Source organism: Aquiflexum sp., assembly GCF_041749095.1.
Taxonomy (GTDB): domain Bacteria; phylum Bacteroidota; class Bacteroidia; order Cytophagales; family Cyclobacteriaceae; genus Aquiflexum.
Genome location: NZ_JBGTCA010000101.1, coordinates 15,528 through 36,283, shown reverse-complemented (window position 1 = coordinate 36,283; position 20,756 = coordinate 15,528). Strand labels below are relative to the sequence as shown.

At 39.1% G+C, this 20,756-nt stretch carries 18 protein-coding genes; 6 read left to right on the top strand and 12 right to left on the bottom strand.

Annotated elements, in window-relative coordinates:
* Nucleotides 1–12: 12 nt before the first annotated feature.
* The 7 genes from ACEW8O_RS05470 to ACEW8O_RS05440 all read right to left on the bottom strand — a co-directional run bounded on the left by ACEW8O_RS05470 (nucleotide 13) and on the right by ACEW8O_RS05440 (nucleotide 5,349).
* Nucleotides 13–429, bottom strand: a complete 417-nt coding sequence (locus tag ACEW8O_RS05470; protein WP_373493614.1) for a hypothetical protein — start codon at nucleotides 427–429, stop codon at nucleotides 13–15.
* The gene (locus ACEW8O_RS05465) at nucleotides 426–1,463 is read right to left on the bottom strand and encodes an NAD(P)-dependent alcohol dehydrogenase (RefSeq protein ID WP_373493613.1); all 1,038 of its coding nucleotides are present in this window, start codon (nucleotides 1,461–1,463) and stop codon (nucleotides 426–428) included. The genes ACEW8O_RS05470 and ACEW8O_RS05465 overlap by 4 nt, the downstream gene beginning before the upstream one ends.
* 340 nt (nucleotides 1,464–1,803) lie before the next feature.
* Nucleotides 1,804–2,772, bottom strand: coding sequence for a zinc-binding alcohol dehydrogenase family protein (locus ACEW8O_RS05460; RefSeq protein WP_373493612.1), 969 nt, complete (start codon nucleotides 2,770–2,772; stop codon nucleotides 1,804–1,806).
* Between the two features lie 2 nt (nucleotides 2,773–2,774).
* The gene (locus ACEW8O_RS05455; protein WP_373493611.1) at nucleotides 2,775–3,320 is read right to left on the bottom strand and encodes an SgcJ/EcaC family oxidoreductase; all 546 of its coding nucleotides are present in this window, start codon (nucleotides 3,318–3,320) and stop codon (nucleotides 2,775–2,777) included.
* A 41-nt stretch (nucleotides 3,321–3,361) separates the two neighbouring features.
* Nucleotides 3,362–3,943 carry a Crp/Fnr family transcriptional regulator gene (locus ACEW8O_RS05450; protein ID WP_373493610.1) on the bottom strand — a complete coding sequence of 194 codons (582 nt, stop codon included), beginning with the start codon at nucleotides 3,941–3,943 and terminating at the stop codon, nucleotides 3,362–3,364.
* A 158-nt stretch (nucleotides 3,944–4,101) separates the two neighbouring features.
* Complete coding sequence (locus tag ACEW8O_RS05445) at nucleotides 4,102–4,515, bottom strand: VOC family protein (RefSeq protein WP_373493609.1); 414 nt, start codon at nucleotides 4,513–4,515, stop codon at nucleotides 4,102–4,104.
* 381 nt (nucleotides 4,516–4,896) lie between these two features.
* Nucleotides 4,897–5,349: a hypothetical protein gene (locus tag ACEW8O_RS05440; protein ID WP_373493608.1), complete on the bottom strand. Its 453-nt coding sequence runs from the start codon at nucleotides 5,347–5,349 to the stop codon at nucleotides 4,897–4,899.
* A 247-nt stretch (nucleotides 5,350–5,596) separates the two neighbouring features.
* Between ACEW8O_RS05440 and rlmH the strand changes: the two genes are divergently transcribed.
* Together rlmH and ACEW8O_RS05430 are read left to right on the top strand one after the other, a co-directional pair.
* A complete protein-coding gene (gene rlmH, locus ACEW8O_RS05435; protein WP_373493607.1) occupies nucleotides 5,597–6,070 on the top strand; it encodes a 23S rRNA (pseudouridine(1915)-N(3))-methyltransferase RlmH in 474 nt (157 codons plus the stop codon).
* Nucleotides 6,071–6,622: 552 nt separating this feature from the next.
* On the top strand, nucleotides 6,623–7,450 hold the full coding sequence (locus tag ACEW8O_RS05430; RefSeq protein ID WP_373493606.1) for a hypothetical protein: 828 nt from the start codon (nucleotides 6,623–6,625) through the stop codon (nucleotides 7,448–7,450).
* A gap of 292 nt (nucleotides 7,451–7,742) precedes the next feature.
* Here the strand turns inward: ACEW8O_RS05430 and ACEW8O_RS05425 are convergent, their stop codons facing one another.
* Genes ACEW8O_RS05425 through ACEW8O_RS05415 form a run of 3 tightly spaced genes read right to left on the bottom strand, consistent with a single transcriptional unit; the run spans nucleotide 7,743 to nucleotide 11,373 of the window.
* Complete coding sequence (locus tag ACEW8O_RS05425; RefSeq protein WP_373493605.1) at nucleotides 7,743–8,933, bottom strand: exo-alpha-sialidase; 1,191 nt, start codon at nucleotides 8,931–8,933, stop codon at nucleotides 7,743–7,745.
* Nucleotides 8,934–8,971: 38 nt separating this feature from the next.
* Nucleotides 8,972–9,664, bottom strand: coding sequence for a response regulator transcription factor (locus ACEW8O_RS05420; protein ID WP_373493604.1), 693 nt, complete (start codon nucleotides 9,662–9,664; stop codon nucleotides 8,972–8,974).
* Nucleotides 9,661–11,373, bottom strand: coding sequence for a sensor histidine kinase (locus ACEW8O_RS05415; protein ID WP_373493603.1), 1,713 nt, complete (start codon nucleotides 11,371–11,373; stop codon nucleotides 9,661–9,663). The genes ACEW8O_RS05420 and ACEW8O_RS05415 overlap by 4 nt, the downstream gene beginning before the upstream one ends.
* A 215-nt stretch (nucleotides 11,374–11,588) precedes the next feature.
* On the opposite strand from ACEW8O_RS05415, the gene lysA reads away from it, so the two are divergent.
* The 3 genes from lysA (at nucleotide 11,589) to ACEW8O_RS05400 (ending at nucleotide 16,823) form a co-directional block, all read left to right on the top strand.
* Nucleotides 11,589–12,824, top strand: coding sequence for a diaminopimelate decarboxylase (gene lysA, locus ACEW8O_RS05410; protein WP_373493602.1), 1,236 nt, complete (start codon nucleotides 11,589–11,591; stop codon nucleotides 12,822–12,824).
* A 538-nt stretch (nucleotides 12,825–13,362) separates the two neighbouring features.
* Complete coding sequence (locus ACEW8O_RS05405; RefSeq protein ID WP_373493601.1) at nucleotides 13,363–15,246, top strand: gliding motility-associated C-terminal domain-containing protein; 1,884 nt, start codon at nucleotides 13,363–13,365, stop codon at nucleotides 15,244–15,246.
* Between the two features lie 47 nt (nucleotides 15,247–15,293).
* Entirely contained in the window at nucleotides 15,294–16,823 is a 1,530-nt protein-coding gene (locus tag ACEW8O_RS05400; protein ID WP_373493600.1) for a cryptochrome/photolyase family protein, read from the top strand.
* Nucleotides 16,824–16,832: 9 nt separating this feature from the next.
* Here the strand turns inward: ACEW8O_RS05400 and ACEW8O_RS05395 are convergent, their stop codons facing one another.
* Both ACEW8O_RS05395 and ACEW8O_RS05390 read right to left on the bottom strand, forming a co-directional pair.
* A complete protein-coding gene (locus tag ACEW8O_RS05395; RefSeq protein WP_373493599.1) occupies nucleotides 16,833–17,933 on the bottom strand; it encodes a P1 family peptidase in 1,101 nt (366 codons plus the stop codon).
* A 246-nt stretch (nucleotides 17,934–18,179) separates the two neighbouring features.
* Nucleotides 18,180–19,610: an aldehyde dehydrogenase family protein gene (locus tag ACEW8O_RS05390; RefSeq protein ID WP_373493598.1), complete on the bottom strand. Its 1,431-nt coding sequence runs from the start codon at nucleotides 19,608–19,610 to the stop codon at nucleotides 18,180–18,182.
* Nucleotides 19,611–20,220: 610 nt separating this feature from the next.
* On the opposite strand from ACEW8O_RS05390, the gene ACEW8O_RS05385 reads away from it, so the two are divergent.
* Entirely contained in the window at nucleotides 20,221–20,742 is a 522-nt protein-coding gene (locus tag ACEW8O_RS05385) for a hypothetical protein (RefSeq protein ID WP_373493597.1), read from the top strand.
* Nucleotides 20,743–20,756 lie beyond the last annotated feature (14 nt).

Genomic DNA, 20,756 nt, shown 5'->3' with positions numbered 1-20,756 from the left:
TGTTTGTTTCGGCTATCTATTAAGTAGTATACTCAAAAATGGTTTATTCAATGCCCGCTGAACCAATACAATGGTAATTATACCAATTACCAGGTCAGCAATGGCAAGCTGAACAGCAAAAGAGCCCACGGTATCGCCATATCCTTTGGCAAAACAGAAAATCGTAAAGGTGAACCTCAGTACACTGTTCCACATTGGGATAATGGCAAATTTCTCAATATCGAGTGCGGAGATCCACAGCGTGAGATTTGCATAGATGGCCAAGAGAAGGGGCAACTCTCTCCAAAAAGTGGAATATGGTTCCTGAACGCCCAGAGATTCCATCACTCCGGGAATCAGAAAGATAACCAGGACAGAACCATTAATTGCAGCTACAACCTTTAAAAAGGTGCTTGCCGTTGATACTCTTTTGTTTTTGCTAGAATTCATAATTTACTAGAATATTTTTGGTTAATTTTCATGACTAGTTTTCCTTTGCTTCGATTAGACATGCTGGCCTCCATCATGGCATGCAATGACTCGGTAGTCAGCTCAAATGAGCGCGGAACGATAACGGGTTTGACTTGTTCTGCTTCTACCAATTCCGTAAGTATTTTCATGTCTTGAGCTACATCTGGCGGAGATGTTTTGACCCTAAAAAAAGTATAATGTATCCCCAGCCCCAACTTGTATTTGAGGTAACGCCAGCCCCAGTTTTTAATTAAATTAAAGATACTATGGTCACAGTCTCCGGCAGTTGTGACATATTTCCCACCTTTTTTGAGACCTCCTTCCTGCGCAGCTTTCCATTGGTCTATGCCACCCACCGTATCAAAAATAATATCGAATTGTTTGCCTTTAAGTGCATCAAAAACAGACTCTTCTTTGTAATTAATCACATAGTCTGCGCCCAGCGCCTTGATAAATTCCACCGAGCTGCCTGTGGCCCAAATTTCTGATGCTCCCATGGTTTTTGCCACCTGAATGGCTATGGATCCAACACCCCCTGAACCCCCGGTAATGCAGACTTTGTGTCCAGGCTTTAACTTGCCACTCTTTAATAGACCCTGAATGGCACTTAAGCCCACCGCGGGCAGGGAAGCGGCTTGCACAAAGTTCAGGTTTCTCGGAATTCTAGCAGCATTATCTGCCCGTATGCGCATGTACTCTGCAAAACTACCCGGGTTTGTTTCACCCGGATCGCCATACACTTTATCGCCTACTTTTAGATCAGTTTTGGTACCTTCTGCAATTTTTTCCACTGTGCCACTCGCATCAACACCCACCAGCCCGGACTTACGCAAAGGAAAAATTCCGAGAATTACTTTCCAGTCCAAGGGATTGATAGCAGATGCGGCAACCTTGATTAGAATTTCACCCTTGCGAAGCGTTGGGATCGGAACATCATCTTTTACCAACAACACCTTATCAGAGGTTGGAGAGCCTTTCCTAAGCTGAACAGCTGCTTTCATTTTATCCTTCACCGTATTTCTTTTTTAAGTTTGATCAAATCAAAACATAAAAGTAATGCTGTGCAAATAGGGTTATTAATGGATTTTAGCGAAAGACTAAAGGATATTGCTGAAGAAAGCTTCCATTAAAAGACGCTTTACTGATATAGTTCTACTTGGGGCATCATGAAGCTTTTCGTTTTGATTCATCTTTTGGCGTAGTTTTTTAAGCTGCTGCAACGGTCAAGTATTAGAGCAATAGCGGATTAAATGCACTTACTTTTCAAATGGCAGGATACTTAATTCACACAAAAACAGTTTACGTTCGCACCCAAACCGATACTGCTTTTATACAGTTTTGTAGCGGTTTTTTTTAAACCTTGACTACTAATTTCCCTTTTGCTTTATTGTTTTCCATGTACTCATGAGCTTTTGCAAGCTGATCCAAATGAAAGACTTTGTCAATATTTAATTTGACACTTCCATTTTCTACTTCAACAATAAATTCCTGAAGCAATTCTTTAGAGAGATTGTTTGATTCCCCCATATATACAGTGAGTCTGCCTAATGATGGAATGTCTCCCATAGGGGTGAACGCTTTCATTGTCCATTCGCTCCCTAATATTCCTGTCATGCAGACCATCCCTTTTAGGGCAATACATTTCAAAGAATCCTTTAACGTCCTGGTTCCTATCAATTCAAGAACCTTATTCACTCCCATTGGGTATATTTTCCTGACTTCTTCTTTTACAGTTCCATTATCGATAATAACATGGTCGGCTCCATTATCAAGTAACGCTTGTGTCTTCTCTGAATTTCTGGTAGTTGAAAGCACGGTCAATCCTTTAGCTTTGGCAAGTTGACAAGACAACATTCCTATTGAAGAAGTGCCTCCCCTTATTAACAATGTTTCATCCTTTTCAATTTCCAATGCCTGATAGATTGAGCCAGACACAGTTTGAAACATTTCTGGAATTGCTCCAAGTATCTCCCAATCTAAAGTGCTTTCAAAAGGAAATATGATCTCTAAGGGCGCCAAAGTGTATTCCGCATAACCACCATCAAAGAATCTCCCCATTCCGCCCATTATAGCTGCTACTTGCTGTCCTTTCTTATAAGTGTTTGATGGGTCTTCTTCCACAATCCCAACGCATTCAATGCCTTGTATTCTAGGAAACTCAACACCTGGAGAATCCCCTTTCCTGGTGAAAAGCTCCGATCTGTTGAGTCCGAATGCTTTGACCTTTATTAGCACCCAATCTGATTCAACAATTGGTATGGGCACTTCCTGAAATTTTATGACATCAGGATTGCCTGTATGAACTGTTACAGCTGCTTTCATAGTTATTGCTTCGGTTCAGTCTTGTTGAACATGTACCGGGCAATATTCCATTCTCCGTTTACTTTTTCGAATACGAAAAGTTCTCTGTTTGCTTCTGGTGCTTCAACACCGTTTGCAAGGATTTTAACCGTTCCCTTTGAACTGGTTACTGCAAAAGCCATGTTTCCTTCTACTTCAATTTCTTCAATGAAAAATTCTATATTCAATTGAATTTGAGAAAATACGAATTCATAAGACTTAAGAATGCCTTCAGAACCTATACCCGAAGGAGCCTCGGTTGGCATGAATACCCCATCCTTGGTGTAGAGGCTTTGGGCAAGTTTCGCATCTGATGTATTCAATGATTTTTTGTACTCACCCAATAATGCTTCTATTTTTTGCTTTTCTATTTTTTGCATGACTTCTGTTTTTTCAGTTAAACTTTGATTTGACTCTTGATTGCTATTTTGACCACATGATGTCATTAGAAAAATGGCAACTATGGGCATTAAACATTTCTTCATTTCTTTTCGATTTTGTTTGAAACAAAGGTCAAGAAATAGAATCATGCGTACCTATAAGATACATTAAGAAATAAACCTAAAGTAGATTAAGATTTGACTAACCTTTTGCGAATGGTGCTCAGGAATTCAGGAGTTACTCCAAGGTAAGATGCAATTTGAACGTTGGAAATGCGATTAAAGAAATGGGGATAACGTTCCATAAAATCAAGATAGCGTTCTTCGGCTGTAGAACTGATATTCTGCAAAACTCTACGTTGGGTACTTACCAAAGCATTTTCGGTTAACACTCTAAAAATTCGATTGAATTTAGGGTACTCAACAAACAATTTCAGTTGGTCTTCTTTGTTGATTTGAAGAATCACTGAATTTTCGATGGCTTCAATATATAGTTTGCTCGGCTGTTCAGTATGAAAGCTACCTACATCACCTATCCACCAATTTTCTATCGCAAATTGAAGATTATGTTCTTTACCGTTTGTATCAACCATGTACATCTTGAAGCACCCTTCAACCACAAAAGTGTTGATTTTACTGACATCACCTTCCTGCAGAATAAATTGCCTCCGTTTTATCTTACGTTCTTTGAAAAAAGCTTCCACAGCGAACTTTTCCTCTTTGTCTAATGGAAGAAGTTTGTTGAAATAGTCTATTAACGGTTCTGTCGTCATTTTTTAATTCGCTACAACGGTCCTTGGCTATGGCAAGTGTGGGATTTCGGAGCTGCCTTCTTTTCTGCCTACCGTGATTTTATTTAGTTGCAATATCTTCATTTTTAAGCAGTCAACCCGCATTTGCTATAGCCTGTTGGTAATAGTTTGGTTCTTTGTTATTTATTGTATTCACTTATCTCAAATAAATGACCATCCGGATCTCGAAAAAAACATCTAGTCTCTGACCCTCTTTCAAATGGTGGTGTAATAAATTCAGCTCCCTTCTCTATTAATATTCCGTAAGACTTAATGCAGTCTCTTACTCTAATGGTAAAAGCATGGCTAACTTTATTCTTCACTACTGGAACAACAAAATGAGTATCAGGCTTGTCTTCTGTTGGGCCTCCTGGGGTAACCAAGAGAAGCCAATTTCCCATAAACTGCAAAACCAATGAGTCACCGCCATATTCGCGAAATATTTTTGCTCCTAGGACGTCAGTATAAAACGTTTTGGATTTAGCCATATCTGACACCACCAATATTGTAGTTAATGCTGAGTCTTCAAATGGGTTGTTTTGATTGTCTTTCATATCTGTAAATTATTTTGTGTGTGCCCAGCATGGGCATCTGGTATCGAAGATACCAAATTATTCCAGAGGGTGAAATGCCTGTGCCGACGAATGACGGCATCCCTTGCAGGCGAGTTGGTGAAGGGCCGAACCCCGAAGAAGTCGGGGCAGGCTGTATTGTGAATTGAAAACCTGCCTGACGGCAAGGCAGGTTCGATAAGGAGTGCCGATAGCTATCGGCATAGCCTTATCTTAAAAGTAACGGAAAGAGGTTGTTGGTGTAAAGAGCGGCGGCCTAATGCTTTACGAACCGCTGTATACGAGACCCGTACGTATAGTGGTGTGAGAGGCGAACCGTGAGCTTATGGCTCACGGCCGTCTACTCGATTGGTGGCTGTGCTTTCACTCCTCTTTATAATAGGAGTCCCAAAATGTCATTATAGTTTTTGCTACGTCCTCAAAGTCCATTATTTGTCCGTCTTTCATTTCAACTTTTAAAAGGGAGATGTTAAATGCTTTTGAAAAACCTCTACTAAATGTTCCGCCTTTTAATTTAGTGTTCTCCGTCTTTGGATTATGTTTCCATAATTTATAATGTTTTCCTCCTGTTGCAATGTCATGCACAATTTGCATTTCGGGGCATTTGTCCTTTATCTCTTGTCTAAAGTCGTTTAATGTCTTTGGTTTAGTTTCATTGTCGTCATGGTAAATCCATTCAATTAAATGATATGCTGTCATTGAGAAATTAATTGCATGTCTTGACGAGAGAGGTTGATTTAAGAAGTCCTTATATTCTTCAATTAGTTTTTTATAGAAGTCCTTATGAGTCTGTATTTCAAATGTCAGTTTGTTCATTTTATTTGTCAGTCTACGTCTATGTAATTGTCAACTGTCTTTTTTTTAAAGCAATACCACCAACAGCTATTTGTTCCATATGGCATACATAGCGCAATAGTTGCGGATATATTTGAATTATCTAAACTTAGAACCAAAATCCTAAATATCCAATCTGTCTTTCATCCAAATCAAACGATACAATTTTTTTCCTAATAAAATCCACCTTATCAAGATTTTTTCGGAGAAGCTTTAATTATTTTGCAGGATGCAGATCAGACTTATCGCCGTCGGCAAAACAGACCATGCTGCCATTCAGTCCCTTTTGGATGAGTATATCAAGCGTTTGGGGTTTTATATCAAGTTTGAAATGGAAATCATTCCGGATCTCAAAAATGCCAAAAACCTTTCAGAGACAGCCCAAAAGGAAAAGGAAGGTGAGCTGATTCTGAAAAAAGTACAGACCTCAGATGAATTGGTTTTGCTTGATGAACAGGGAAAGCAATATTCCTCCGTGGATTTTTCGGACTATCTCCAAAAGAAAATGAATGCAGGCTTGAAGCAATTGATTTTTGTAATTGGGGGACCTTACGGATTTTCTGAAGGTGTGTACCAAAGGGCAAATGGTAAGATGTCCCTGTCCAGAATGACTTTTTCACATCAGATGGTAAGGGTATTTTTTACCGAGCAATTGTATAGGGCTTTTACCATTTTGAAAAACGAGCCCTATCATCATCAGTGAATATTTGCGATTTTTTTAAGGTAGGAGCCTTAATTTGAGATTCCTGGATTATCCGTAACCGATGACAAAATCTTTGGAGTCGAATTTGGAATATTGAACCTTTTGGTAGAAGTATACTTTGACGCTGATTCTGGCGATAGACATCTCTCCCGTACTGCTGTCGGGATACCAATGACGTAATTCGGAGCAGCCGTCACCCTGATCCCGATGGCTATCGGGAGAAGAGTCTCATAAGGATCCGAAAATGCAAATTATAAACATAAATTGATCCTCAGGAGATTCCTCGTACCTCGGAATGACGCCTGCCTGCCGTAGGTAGGAGTAACCTGATTTCATTACCAATTCTGAACATTTCCAAAAATGTTATTATTCGGGATGACGATTAACCTGATGTCATCTCCTTTGTAAAACACAATTTTCATTACTCAGGGAGACATTTTTTTTCATTCCCAATGTTAACTTAATATTAACATTTTCATGAAATGTTTTGTCAATGTTAATTTAATGTTAACTTTGGGTTAACCAAAAGTTATCATATGCCTTCTGTCAGTCATGAAAAAGTTATTGAGCATTCTGATATTGATCTTATTTTTGGGCTTTCATGCAAAGTCGCAGGATGATTATGTGGAGATTAAACTGACACTTTTTGATACAAATCTGGAAAAGAAATATTTCACCCAACACCAAAATGATCCCTTTCTGCTGCTTCAGGCCCTTCAACCTGAAGAAGATCCGGATTTCAGGAATTGGGAAAAACTTTTGAAAGTATTGGATAAAAGAGCTCAAAGGAAAAATGTAGATGTTCAATTGCTGTCGGATATCTTTTATAAAACCCAAAAAAAACTATTAAAGACTTATGCCCCACATTCCTTTTTTTCGGGAACTCTGAAAAATGGTGTCTTTGATTGCGTTACGGGTTCAGGTGCTTACGCACTGCTTTTAGAGCGATACGGTATTCCTTACATCTTGATTGAAACAGATGAGCATATTTATCTGAAAGGTCAATTTGAAGGAATACCTTTTATTATTGAAAGTACATTTGCCCTGAACGGACTTATTCTTGGAGCAAATGATATCAAACAGTTTGAAGAGAAATTTATTTCTTCTGTAAAGTCTACAAATCCGGATCAGCCTCTGGTTTTGGGTAGAAACGTTAACACTATAAAACAGAACAGGACATTTGAGCTTATTGGGCTAAAAGAATTGGCGGGATTGCAATATTATAATAACGCCATTAAAAAGTTTGACGAACAAGACTACCAAGGCAGTTTTGTTCAGTTGATCAAAGCGGAAGTTCTTTACCCATCCTCTAGAATAGTTGATCTGAAAGAAAAAATGGAAATTCTATTGGGGATTGTGGATAATGTGGAGATTCAATAAGATGCTCTCCTTAGGATATTGATATAGAAAATCCCTACTTTTTTGTATAGTCGAGTATTCCTGATTTAATTTTCCAAAACCCAAAATAAATTGTACTCCATGTCCCTTTAGGGACAAAATATGGGTAGAACAGATTTTATAAATTAGGTTACCGTGCCTTTAGGTACGGAATGTATTTTGTACCTAAAGGCACAACAACCAATCAAAATTTGAATTTTTCTACCAATATAATGTCCCTAAAAGGACAGAAAATTTGGTTAACCTTTTATTGATTTATTTAATCAAAAAGCTTTTAAAGTATCATTTTAGAGACTTTTATTTTTTTCCTTTCAGAAGTATCATCAGTCCATGCAACCCAAACTTCATCTCCGTTGACGGTCATTTGAGGGAATCCACTTGATCGCTTTTCGGTAGTTTCTGCAATAAGAATCGGTTGACCCAATTTTCCATCAAGGGTAACTGTCCTTGCCAATATCTTCCCTTCTTCCATCCAAGTGACCATTGCCAGACCCTCTTTGATCCAATCGATATCAACTCTTCCTATGGTTTTGCCCAAATCTATCCGTGACGTTAAGTCAAATGTTTTTCCTGCATTACCCGAAATTGCGACTTTTACTTCAGGGCTGTCTTTTGCAGCAGTGTACCATGCAACAGCTACCTGATTTTCTTTGGCAGAAACCCTTGGCCCGTTTACAGGACAGGCGGCTATTTGCCATAGATCCATATTAACCGGATTCGTTTCTGACCATTTTTCGCCAAGCCACCTGATGATTCCCAAATCCCTGATTTCAGTTTCGGAGCGGTCCCTGAATACGATGACCGGTCCATTGGACGACATGGAAATATTCGTTTGGCAACAATCACATACCCTGTCATCCAGTTCCCATTCGTCCAGTTTATTTCCTTTTGAATCTAAAAGGGCAGCCCTCAATGTCATCTGACCTTGGTGGCCATGATGATGGTCATCATGGCCGCTATTCCCTGTATTTCTTCCGTCAAGCCATGCGATAAGCATATTCTCCCCCCAGGCTGCCATAGAAACAAAACCATGTTCGGTTTGGGTATTGTCATCATGAAGTACAAAAGGAGAAGACCAATAAACCCCATCCGCAGATAAAGTTACTTTGACGTCATAGGCAAAAGTGCCCTGACCGCTTTTTTCCAAAAAGAAGGCAATCAATGTCCCGTCTTCAAATGACGCCATTTGCGGATAATCTGCCCAATTGACAAACCAGTTTGATCCTTCAGCAATCAGTTTGGGATCTGACCAAGCATTGTCATTCAAAACGGAGTACTTAAAATAGTTTAGGTCATCCGACTTTTCTATCCAGGATAGGTATGTCTGACCTTTGCTAGAGGTATATAAAAAAGGCTCTTCAAAATGGTAGTCCTCTGACTCCAGTATTTCTACCAGCTCAATGTTTGGCAGATTACTTTCGATGGTTTTTTCAGAACAAGTAAAAAAGCCCGTTACAATTAACATAGTGATGGACAGGGGCCTTATTTTTTCAAAAATGGGAATCATTCTGCTACGACCATCTTGAAGCCTTCACCGTGAATAGTGATGATCTGAACCTTTGGATCCTCCTTGAGTATTTTTCGGATTTTGCTGAGGTAAACATCCATGCTCCGGGCATTGAAATAGGAATCATCTCCCCAGATCTGTTTCAGCGCATGGCTTCTGTTGACCAATTTGTTCATTTCAGAAGCTAAAAGCCTGATCAGTTCATTTTCTTTGGAAGTCAACTTGTGCGTACCGGAAGGACTGATTATATACTGTTCATCATAATGAAGTTCAAAAGCACCAAAATTGTAAACCTTGAGAGTATTGACCTCTTCTGATTTTTGGGTCCTTCGGAGAATGGCCGCGATTCTCAAAAGTAGTTCCTCCATGCTGAAAGGTTTGGTGATATAATCATCTGCGCCGATTTTAAGCCCTTCGATGATATCCTCTTTGAGATTTTTTGCGGTGAGGTATATGATTGGAAGGTCTTCCTGAACTTTTTTGATTTCTTTGCCCAAGGTGAATCCATCTTTTTTGGGCATCATGATATCCAGAATGGCGAGTCCAAACTTATCTTTCTTAAACTTTGACCATCCTTCTTCACCATCTCTGCACAGGGTGGTTTCATATCCTTTCATGGTCAGGTATTCCTGCAGGATGTCTCCCAAGTTGGGATCGTCTTCTACTACCAATAGTTTGGCTTTGCTCATTGTGTTTTGGGGAGTTTAAGGGTGAATATACTTCCTTTTCCTGGTTCACTGCTCACTTTTATTTCTCCTTTGTGGGCTTCTGTCATGGTTTTGACATACGCCAAACCCAATCCAAATCCTTTTACATCATGGAGGTTTCCTGTGGGAACCCGATAAAATTTATCAAATATTTTTTTTATAGACTCTTTCGACATGCCGATTCCATGGTCTTGGACCGAAACAAAGATGCTTCCGTTTTCATCCCATGACCTGATTTTGATGTCCGGTTTGTCTTTTGAATACTTGATGGCATTGTCCAGGAGGTTGTTGAAGATATGCGAAAGATGGAAAGTGTCTGCTTCGAGATATGGCTCTTGCATTCTGTTTTCCAATTCAATTTTGCCTCCTTTATTTTCTATCTGAAGATCAATTTGTTTTTTGGCACTTTTAAGAATTTCGGTAATGTCCAGCTTTTCAAATTTGAGCTTGAATTCTTTTTTGTCCAATGCAGCGGACTGAAGAACCTTTTCCACTTGGCCTCCCAACCGCTTGTTTTCATCCTTAATGATACTCAGGTACCTGTTGCGAAAGGAATCCTGACTCATCAAATCAGGATCCTGCAAAGCCTCTATCGCCAAACTGACCGTTGCAATTGGTGTTTTAAATTCATGGGTCATGTTATTGATGAAGTCATTTTTGATATCCGAAAGGTTTTTTTGTCGGATGATAACCCTAATGGCGTACACAAAACAGAAAATAACGATCCCGATAAAAAGCAAAGAACTCAGTACGGGCAGCCAGATTTGTCTGAATATATAGGCGTTCTTGCTGGGAAAATGTACCACAAGGTAATTTTCTTTGCCTAATATATCGCTTGGGAAAAGTCTGGCCTGAAGATCACTTGCAGCAATCTTGGTTGAATCAAAAATCCCTGAGATGGGGAAAAGGGCTCCTCTGTCGTCCCGGATACCGAGATCAAACGGTTCCGCTATACCCCTTTCTTTTAGGTTGTTTTTGAAAATCCCCTTCACCTGTTCTGTATCTATTCTGGACATGACATCCTTTTGACCTTCCAAAAGTTCCTGCCAAGCCCTGTTCATGAATTCTATTTTAAGATTGGCACTCCTGATTTTATCCAGGGCATCTCCCGGAATATTGTATTCCTCTATAAAATCAATATCTCTGCTGATTCCATACCTTCTCCGGAATTGGGTTTCGGCCTGATTAAGGTATTGGTACTGTCTTTGCCGCTCCTCCAAAAGGATTTCCATTTCATCGGGAGTGAAAAGACTTGAAGCTATTTCCGGGGTCAGATTTGTGAAAAAATTATCAAGATCAGCAAACAACGACAGATCCATTCCTCTTGATTCAATCAGTCTTTTGAAGCTTTGGCTGATCTGGGGAATTGGCTGCAGCAACAAAGAATCCATGACAGACGGCCTCCTCCTTTCTGTGGGTCTTTGCCTGACCTGTACAACGATAGGTTCAATCCTTTGGAACAATGACTGCTGCAACAAGGTATCTTTGGCAAGATAGCTGAGAAAAATATCACTTGTTTCACCCTTTTCAATCTGTGTCACTGTGGCAGAGAGAGATTGGTAAACTGTTTGTTCAAATCTTTCCTCATTGATCCTAAGGGCATTGCTTACCCAATAGTACTGAAATCCGATCAAGCCTAAGCTTGCTATGGACATCAGCATGATGATCAATTTCATTTTAGACTTGGACATGCTGCAAATTTATACCTTATTGAACGGGATGGTAAATACTTAACGTTTTTTAACCGAACTAGAATTCTCAATTCTCAAGTTTTTGATCTGAAATTGAGAATATTCTGATCGGTTGAGTTCATTAGAGGAAATAAAAGTACACAAAACAAGACCGAAGTTCCACCCTTTTTTATTGTGGGTCAATCCTTATCTTTGCGGTTCAAAATTTTAAATTCATGAATATCGAAGATCAGCAATTTAGGATTCAGGGCGTTTCTCTGATTGATTTGGCCAAGACCTATGGTACACCATTATATGTATATGATGGACAAAAAATTCTGGAAAAAGTTTCGGTTCTACAGAAAGCGTTTTCAAGTGTTAAATTGAAAATCAAATACGCAACCAAGGCCCTCTCCAATATCAATATCCTTAAGCTGATGAAAAAAGCCGGGACAGGCGTTGATGCGGTGTCCATTGAAGAAGTTCACCTTTGTTTGCATGCAGGGTTTGAACCACAAGAAATCATGTACACCCCAAATTCTGTTTCTTTTGAGGAAATCAAAGCAGCGGTGGATCTTGGCGTAATGATCAATATTGACAATATCCCGATGCTGGAGCACTTTGGAACATATTATGGCAATCAGCTACCCATTTGTATTCGACTCAATCCACATATTCTCGCGGGAGGCAATGCAAAGATCTCAGTGGGGCATATTGACAGTAAATTCGGGATATCCATTCTTCAATTGAAACATGTGCTGAAAGTAATACATGCCTATGACCTCAATGTCATCGGGCTTCATATACACACCGGATCAGATATATTGGATGCGGAGGTATTCCTGAAGGGTGCAGAAATCCTTTTTGATGCGGCAAGGGAATTTAAAGGGTTGAAGTTTCTGGATTTTGGAGGTGGTTTTAAGGTAGCATACAAGCTGGGAGATATTTCCACTGATATGATGGAAGTAGGGGAAAAAGTTTCTGCTGCTTTTAAGAAATTTTGCAAGGAATATGGGACCGACCTTGAAATATGGTTTGAACCAGGGAAATTTCTCGTTTCTGAATCCGGTCACTTGTTGGTTAAAGTGAATGTGGTGAAATCAACTCCCGCATCCACATTCGTTGGAGTGGATTCCGGTCTAAACCATCTTATCCGTCCCATGATGTATGATGCCTATCATGATGTCGTTAACATCTCAAAGCTTGAAGGTCCTGAAAGGGTTTATACCATAGTAGGTTACATATGTGAGACAGACACAATCGCCGCTGACCGAAAGTTGAAAGAAATTAAGGAAGGGGATATCCTGGCCATAAAAAATGCCGGAGCTTATGGTTTCAGCATGTCTTCCAATTATAACTCAAGATTGAAGCCTGCTGAGATTTTGATTTTGGACGGGAAAGCGCATTTGATCCGTGAAAGAGAAACCTTCGCCGACATTCTAAAAAATCAAGTGGATATTGGTATCAATTGAACTCAACAGAATTTAAAAATCCCGGCCTAAAATGTCGGGATTTTTTTATTTAATTTTTGACAATAAAGGATTCTCTTGGCCTAAAAAATTTTCTTAAAATAGACAAATCGATTTTATCCTCCAGTCGAATTACAAACCAACATCATTCTCAAATATTGAATGAGTTTTCTCATTTAATCTTAAATTAACCAACATTATCAAAAAATATTTTAATTTTTTTTTCATCCACCGGAAGCATCCATTTTTTCTTTCATATCACAAAAAAAGCAAATCCTCTTCCCGAATTTGAAATTGGAATTAAAACACCTCCATGCGTGGGTTTTTTGGGCGTTTTCAGGTAAAAAATCTTTTGTACCAGTTTTTGTTTTTTTGGTATAAAATTTCTTTTATTAATCATTCACCCGATTATTTAGAAATATCATTTTGATGAATACCAATTACATAAAATAATATTTCTATTTACCAAAAGCAAAATTTTGCTTTTCAATGACAGATTTTCCTAGAGCAACAAGGCTATTGTTTAAAAATAGTTTTTAAAATGAAAAGGCACATTTTTACATTAAAAGTACTGGTTTTCCTGATTCTGAGTCAGGGGTTACAGGCTATTGTTTACTCCCAAAGTACCGGATTTTTTGACCTTTCTTTTGCTTCCAAAATAGAATCTGTAAAAGATAAGAACCTTGATACCCATGCAAGGGTAAATGCCGGACCTGGCGAAGCCATCATGAGTATCAATGTGAGTGGCCAATTGGCTTTATGTTCACATTCAGATATGGGGCACATTATATTGGACATCAATGGTGGCGTTGCACCATACACTTTTAGATGGAACAACTTGGAAACAGTTCAGAACAGGTATAATCTTTTGGCGGGCACATATACAGTATGGGTCAAAGATAGTTTGGGCTATGAAATCCAGGAAAGAATCGTTGTTCAGCCTCCTTTTCCGCTCGTAATAGAAATGGCCAATACAAAAGATGCAAGTTGTATCAGCAGCAATGATGGAGAGGCAAAAATAAATATCAAAAAAGGAAGAGGAGAGCCTTATAAAGTTGAATGGAGCAATGGCTTGAGAAATCAGCTTCATGCAAAAGGCCTGACACCGGGTACCTATTCAGTTAAGGTATCAGATCAGTTTGATTGCAATCAGACGATTTATTTTGAAATCAAATCAAGCCATGCTGAAATGCAGATTTCTGAAGAGCTTAAAAATGTGTCCTGCTCAAATGGTGATGATGGTTCAATTTCGGTTCAGGTCACAGGTGGCAAATTACCTTACAAATATCAGTGGTCAAACGGAGTGACAACAAAATCGAATAAAGGGCTTAAAGCGGGAGATTACGATGTGTTGGTAACGGATGCATCCGGCTGTTCGATCTCCAAAACATTCCAAGTGACCGCCTCAAGTCCAATTGAAATCTCCGGAGAGGTCAAATCAGACTTGTTGTGTTTTCATTCCGAAGAGGGATTCATTTCTTTAAAAGTAGAGGGTGGCAAATCACCATATACTTACTTGTGGTCCAATGGAGGCAAGACAAATAAAATCCAGAATCTTGGTCCCGGAGATTACGAAGTGAAAGTCACTGATGCCAATGGATGTTCAGTTGAAAGACAGTTTAAAATTGTCGGTCCTGAGAAACTGACTGCAAAAATCGAAACAGCCCTTGATATCAACTGTGAGCTTGGAGAGGCAAAAGGCGTGGCATGGGTAACCATAAAAGGAGGAAAGGCTCCTTACAAGGTAAATTGGCAAAACAGGTCAGATGATGTCAGGGAAATCCAAATAGCCGATGAGAAAGAGATTGCTGTAGAGGTAACTGATGCTTTTGGATGTTCAGTAATAGAAACCATGAGAGTGGATTTCTCAAATATAGCTGCAGAGGACAGATTGGAGTTCAACTATAGAAAACTTGATCTGGACTTTGAGGAGGAGATATTGGTGGATGACGCTTTGCTTTTCGAAAGTGCCATTGCAGAAGATTTTATTGCATGGGAATGGGATTTTGGGGATGGTACAAAATCACATGAAAAAGACCCCATTCACGTATTTAAAAATCCCGGTGAGTTCGAAGTTGTTTTAAGGGCATTTGATATGTTTGGATGTTCTTCTGTACTGACTGAAGAAGTCAGGATAAAACAGCATGAGGAGTTTTTTGTGATGCCAAATGCTTTTTCACCAAACGCTGATGGACTTAACGATAGATTTCATCCGGTGATGAAGGGTGTGGCAGATTATAATATGGATATTTTTAACAGTTGGGGTGAGCATTTGTACTCGAGTGCAGGAAGAGGCGCTGAAGGATGGGATGGATTTTTGAACGGTCAGTTGCTGCCCAATGGCAATTATGTTTATAAGGTAAATTATACTACCTCCAAAGGAGAACAAATTCAAAAAACAGGGACAGTTACCTTGATCAGGTAAAACAAATTGTCTATAATAAGCTTTTCAATAGGAGATAACAGATTCTTATGGGAAAGACTTTAAGGCTTTTATTGGGAGACCAATTAAACCTACAACATTCATGGTTTGAAAATTCAGATTCGGATATACTATATCTGATGATGGAAATGAAGCAGGAGACAGGCTATGTGAGGCACCATATCCAAAAAGTGGTGGGATTCTTTCTGGCCATGAGAAATTTTTCGGAGGAGCTCCAAAACTTGGGCCATGAGGTCTTGTATTGGAACCTTGATCACGAAAACAACACCCAAAATCTATCCGATAACCTCTCTTTCATAATCAAGGAAAATCAGATCACCCATTTTGAATATCAACTTCCGGACGAGTATAGGCTTGATGTCCAATTGGAAGATTTTTGTAAGAATCTTGATATCTCATTCAAAGTGTTTGATTCTGAGCATTTTTTAACTGAAAGGGAATTTCTGGCTGATTTTTTCAAGGGAAAAAAAACCTATCTCATGGAGACTTTTTACAGAGAAATGAGAAAGAAATATAAGATACTGATGGATGGGCAGGAGCCGTTGACCGGAAAATGGAACTATGACCAAGAGAATAGAAACAAACTCAAAGATCCATCATTGCTGAAAAGCCCAAAGGTTTTTCCAAAAAATGTTTCTTCAATTTTAAAATTGTTGGAGAAAATGGAGGTTGAAACGATTGGATCCATTGATGAGAGCAAATTCGACTGGCCTGTGTCGAGAGAAGATAGTCTTGAAGTGCTCGACTATTTCTGTGAGCATTTGCTTTCCAAATTTGGGGAATACCAGGATGCAATGTACAGCGGGGATGAATTCTTATTTCATAGCAGACTTAGTTTTAGCCTTAATACCAAAATGCTTTCACCATTAGAAGTGGTAAGTGAAGTAGAAAAATATTTTGAATCCCATCAGGATTCGGTTTCGATTGCGCAGGTGGAGGGATTTATCCGGCAGATAATAGGTTGGAGGGAATACATGCGTGGGATTTACTGGGCAAAAATGCCGGACTTTGCTTCCTTGAATTATTTCGGGCATGATCGGAAACTCCCATGGTTCTTTTGGACAGGCAAAACCAAAATGAACTGCCTCAAACACAGTATAGGACAATCCCTCAAATCGGCCTACGCCCATCACATTCAAAGATTGATGGTTATTGGTAATTTCGCTTTGTTGGCAGGCATAGACCCGGATGAAGTGGATCAATGGTATTTGGGAATATACATTGATGCCATTGAATGGGTGGAAATCACAAATACCCGGGGCATGAGTCAATTTGCAGATGGTGGGATAGTTGGGACGAAACCCTATGTGTCCTCTGCCAATTATATTGATAAAATGAGCGATTACTGTCAGGGATGTCACTATGACAAAAAACTAAAAGTAGGTGAAAAGGCCTGTCCTTTCAATAGCCTATATTGGCATTTTTATAGTAGAAACACAGATTTATTATCCAAAAACCCGAGGATAGGAATGATGTACAGAACCTGGGAAAAAATGAAAGGAAAATCTGATATATTAGACCAAGCGGAGTATTATTTGGAACACTTGGACGAACTCTAGGAATTCAGATCATTGGATTTTTACCTTGTTATATTTTTTCATAATGGAGATCACTTCTTCTACAGGTATTGCTTTAATTTGGTTTCCATCTTTGCCAATCATATCATTTGCAGCAAACAATGAATTGATGATAGCTTCCTCAGTCGCTTCGATGGTTGCCAAAAACAGGGGGCTCATGTCGTCGTTTCTGAGGTAATTTTTTTGCTCCATATATAAAGGAGGTCTTTGATGTTTGATCCTGTTTTCGGAATTAGTCGAAAAAGCGATGACATAATCCCCAGATCCATTGGATGCAATTCCTCCTGTTTTGGCAAGTCCCATCATTGCCCTTTGTGCCATTCTTTTGAGGTTCCTCTCATTCATTGGTGCATCTGTGGCCACTACAATCATGCAGGAACCGTCCACCGAAGCCAAGTGGTTCATATAACTGTATTTTCCCAGTTCAACACCAACAGGCACACCGTCAATCTGTAAAATTCCGCCAAAATTTGATTGGACCAAAACCCCCACCGTATATCCTCCAAGGGATTCGGGCAGTTTTCTGGAAGATGTTCCGATTCCGCCTTTGAATCCAAAACATACTGTCCCCGTCCCGGCACCAACATTTCCTTCCTCAACCATTCCCTCCTTTGCATTTTCTAGGGCAAAAAGCACCTCTTCCTTGCTGATATGCTGTCCCCTGATATGATTCAAAGTTCCATCGTTGGTTTCTCCCACAATCCCATTGACAGATTGCACTTTTTCATTCCCAGGTTGATTTAGGGTAAATTCAATGATTCCCTGCAAACCGGCAGCCACACTAAGAGTATTGGTTAGAACAATCGGGCTTTCAATGTTGCCGAGTTCTTCTATTTGGGTGCTTCCGGCCAGTTTTCCAAAACCATTCCCAACAAACACCGCAGCAGGTACTTTTTCCTGAAACAGATTTCCCTGATGGGGAAGTATTGCCGTGACTCCTGTTCTTATTGACGGACCTTCATTTTTTGTAAATTGACCTACACTTACTCCTTCCACATCTGTAATGGCATTGTTTTCTCCAACTTGAAGTACCCCAATGTTAATTCCTAAATCTCTTGCTCTATTCTGTGCGTGAGTTGAATTTGTAGTCATTATAAACAAGATTGCAGTTAAATGGATAAATTTGGATTTGATCATCTTTTAAAGGATAATAGGGTGTGTTTGAATTCTGGTGACTATTACTTTATTCATGCCATGATGCCAATAAAATAGTATTTTAAATTAATTTTTGGTTCGAGACTGAAATGAGTCAACATCGGTCATCCGTCATCGGACATTTTAGGAGAATTTTAGGTTGCTGGCAAGGAATAAATGACCAAATTAATTCATGTCAAACCTCTAAAACCATTTCAGCAATCCATCAATGATTTTTCTTCCCATGATGCCATAGGGTGGATGTAAAGGCTTGGTCAAAGTCTTACCGATTCTTTGCTTCATAACAGATTTTTCATTGCTGAATGCCAAAAAGCCATGATAGCCATGTGCTTTGCCAATCCCACTTGAGTTGACCCCGCCAAATGGCAATTCATTTTGGAGAAAATGGAGGGCACAGTCATTGATGACTGCACTGCCGGAAGAGGTTTCCTTTAATACCCTTTTTTGGGCATCCTTGTCAGTTGTGAAGAGATATAGTGCCAATGGTTTTGGCTTTAAATTGATATAGGTGATTGCCTCTTCAAGATCGGAAAACCCAAGCACCGGTAGGATGGGTCCGAATATCTCCTCCTGCATAATATCCATATCTTCTTTCAGATCGGTAATGATGGTGGGCTCAAAATATTCTTCAGGCCCATTATCTCCACCCGAATAAAGTACTGCCCCCTTCATTTCTGCGTCAGAAAGTAAATTTTTGATTTTTTTGAGGTGTTTCGCATTGACCAATCTGGCGTAATCTTTTGAATGTTCAATCCCCTTTTTTTTGGGATCATACATTTTCCCGATTTGTTCTTTGAGTAAGCCTAAAAAGTATTCTTTGACCGATTCATGCACCAGCACATAGTCAGGGGCAATGCAGGTTTGTCCACAATTCAGGAATTTGGCATAGATGACCTTTTCGGCAGCATCTTTTAGATCCGCTTTTTTGTCAATGATCGTTGGTGATTTTCCTCCCAGTTCCAGGGTAACTGAACTGAGGTTTTCTGCAGCAGCTTTCATGATTATTTTCCCAACGGCCGGACTGCCCGTAAAAAAAATATGGTCAAAGGGTTTTGAGAGCAACATCTGCGAAACTTCTTTTTCTCCTTCAAATACCGCTACCAAGCTTTTGTCAAATGTCTCCACGACAAGCCTTCTTACCAAAGCCGAGCTATGTGGAGTCATTTCTGATGGTTTGATGATGGCGGTACATCCTGCAGCTAAAGCAGACACCAATGGACCAATGGCTAGATTGAAAGGGTAATTCCAGGGTGCAATAATCAGTGTGGTCCCTTTGGGTTCAAATTGAATATGGGATTTGGCCCCGAGCATTGTCATAGGGGTAGGAACTTTCTTTGGTTTCATCCAGCCTTCCAAATGCTTGATGGCATGGTTGATTTCACTGTTTACCGCATAAATTTCGCTGATATTAATTTCAGGGTATGGCTTTTTGAAATCAGCATGCACAGCCCTTCTGATATCCTCTTGATTGAGTTTGATCCAATCAAGTAGTTTTTTCAAAAGTGCGATTCTCAATAATGAAGTACTGTTTCGCATTTTTAAAGCCTGGATTTTTTGGGCTGAAAAAACCTCATCAATTTGTTCTTGGATTTTGGAATTACTTGGGTTTTGCATAATGTAATGTAGTATTTTTTGTAGTAGGAATTATCACTATAATATTTGTAACCAAATTTAATACTGAATTCCGTTTATTCAGATACTGGGATTATCTGGCAGCCATGTCTGATTGGATAGTTATTGATATGTAAACTTATGAAATATAAAAATTTCAATGTCATCGGCATGATAGCGGGTAATCATAAAAAACAATTGGTTTGAATTCACGTTCTTCCTCTATTCACCTTAACAAAATAATTTTATGAATTGGAGTTTGGAAAGGATTATTCCCCAAAGATTATTGGGAGATAATCAAAGATTGAGATTAATTAAAGAATATCTCAAACAATTAAAGAAAGAAAATGTAAGAAAAATCAAAAAGGCTTGAGAAAGCCTTTTTTTATTTCAAAAACACTCATATATTACGTGGTTTTGCGTTGACAAAAATCAAGATAAATGCATAAAAATGCATTTTATATAAAATTTTTTGATAAATGTTTGGAAATGAAAAACATTTAAATGTATTTTTACACCTGATAATTGTATTTCACCTTTCAATCATCACCCAGTAGAAATTTAAGGCCTTTATCTATCTCACCCGCCTTAATAACATTTTAATAATTTTGATATGACTAACTATCTACTCCTCGCTGATAGAAAAATCTGTAACAGATTGTTTCTAAGATTAATGTTTATTTGTGCAGTCCTCGGTCTTTCATTGACCAAACTACAGGCCCAAAATCCCATACTTCTTGAAAAGTATTTATTAGAAGAGGGAATGGAAAATACCGAATACCTTCAGACATTATTGTATGATAATGTTCCTGCCATTGTTATAAGCGGTGAGGGTATTCAGGAAGTAAGATCCGGATATCCGCAAAGGGCTACAATAGACGCTTCACAAATTGGTTCTGTTTCCAATCCTGATGATCTTTTTCGGACTGTCAAACTCTTACAGGTCAATCTTACCAAGGAGCAGGACAAAGCTGCACTGAGATTGAATCCTGAATTGCTCAGGAATTTCTTCAACTTATACTATGTACTCATCAATTCCACAGTTCCTTTGACCCAGGCAGAAGTTTCTTCCATTGTCTCGGGATTTGAAGAAGGTCAGTACATATTTCTTTTTACAGTTAACTCGATCATGTAATTTTTAAACAGAAG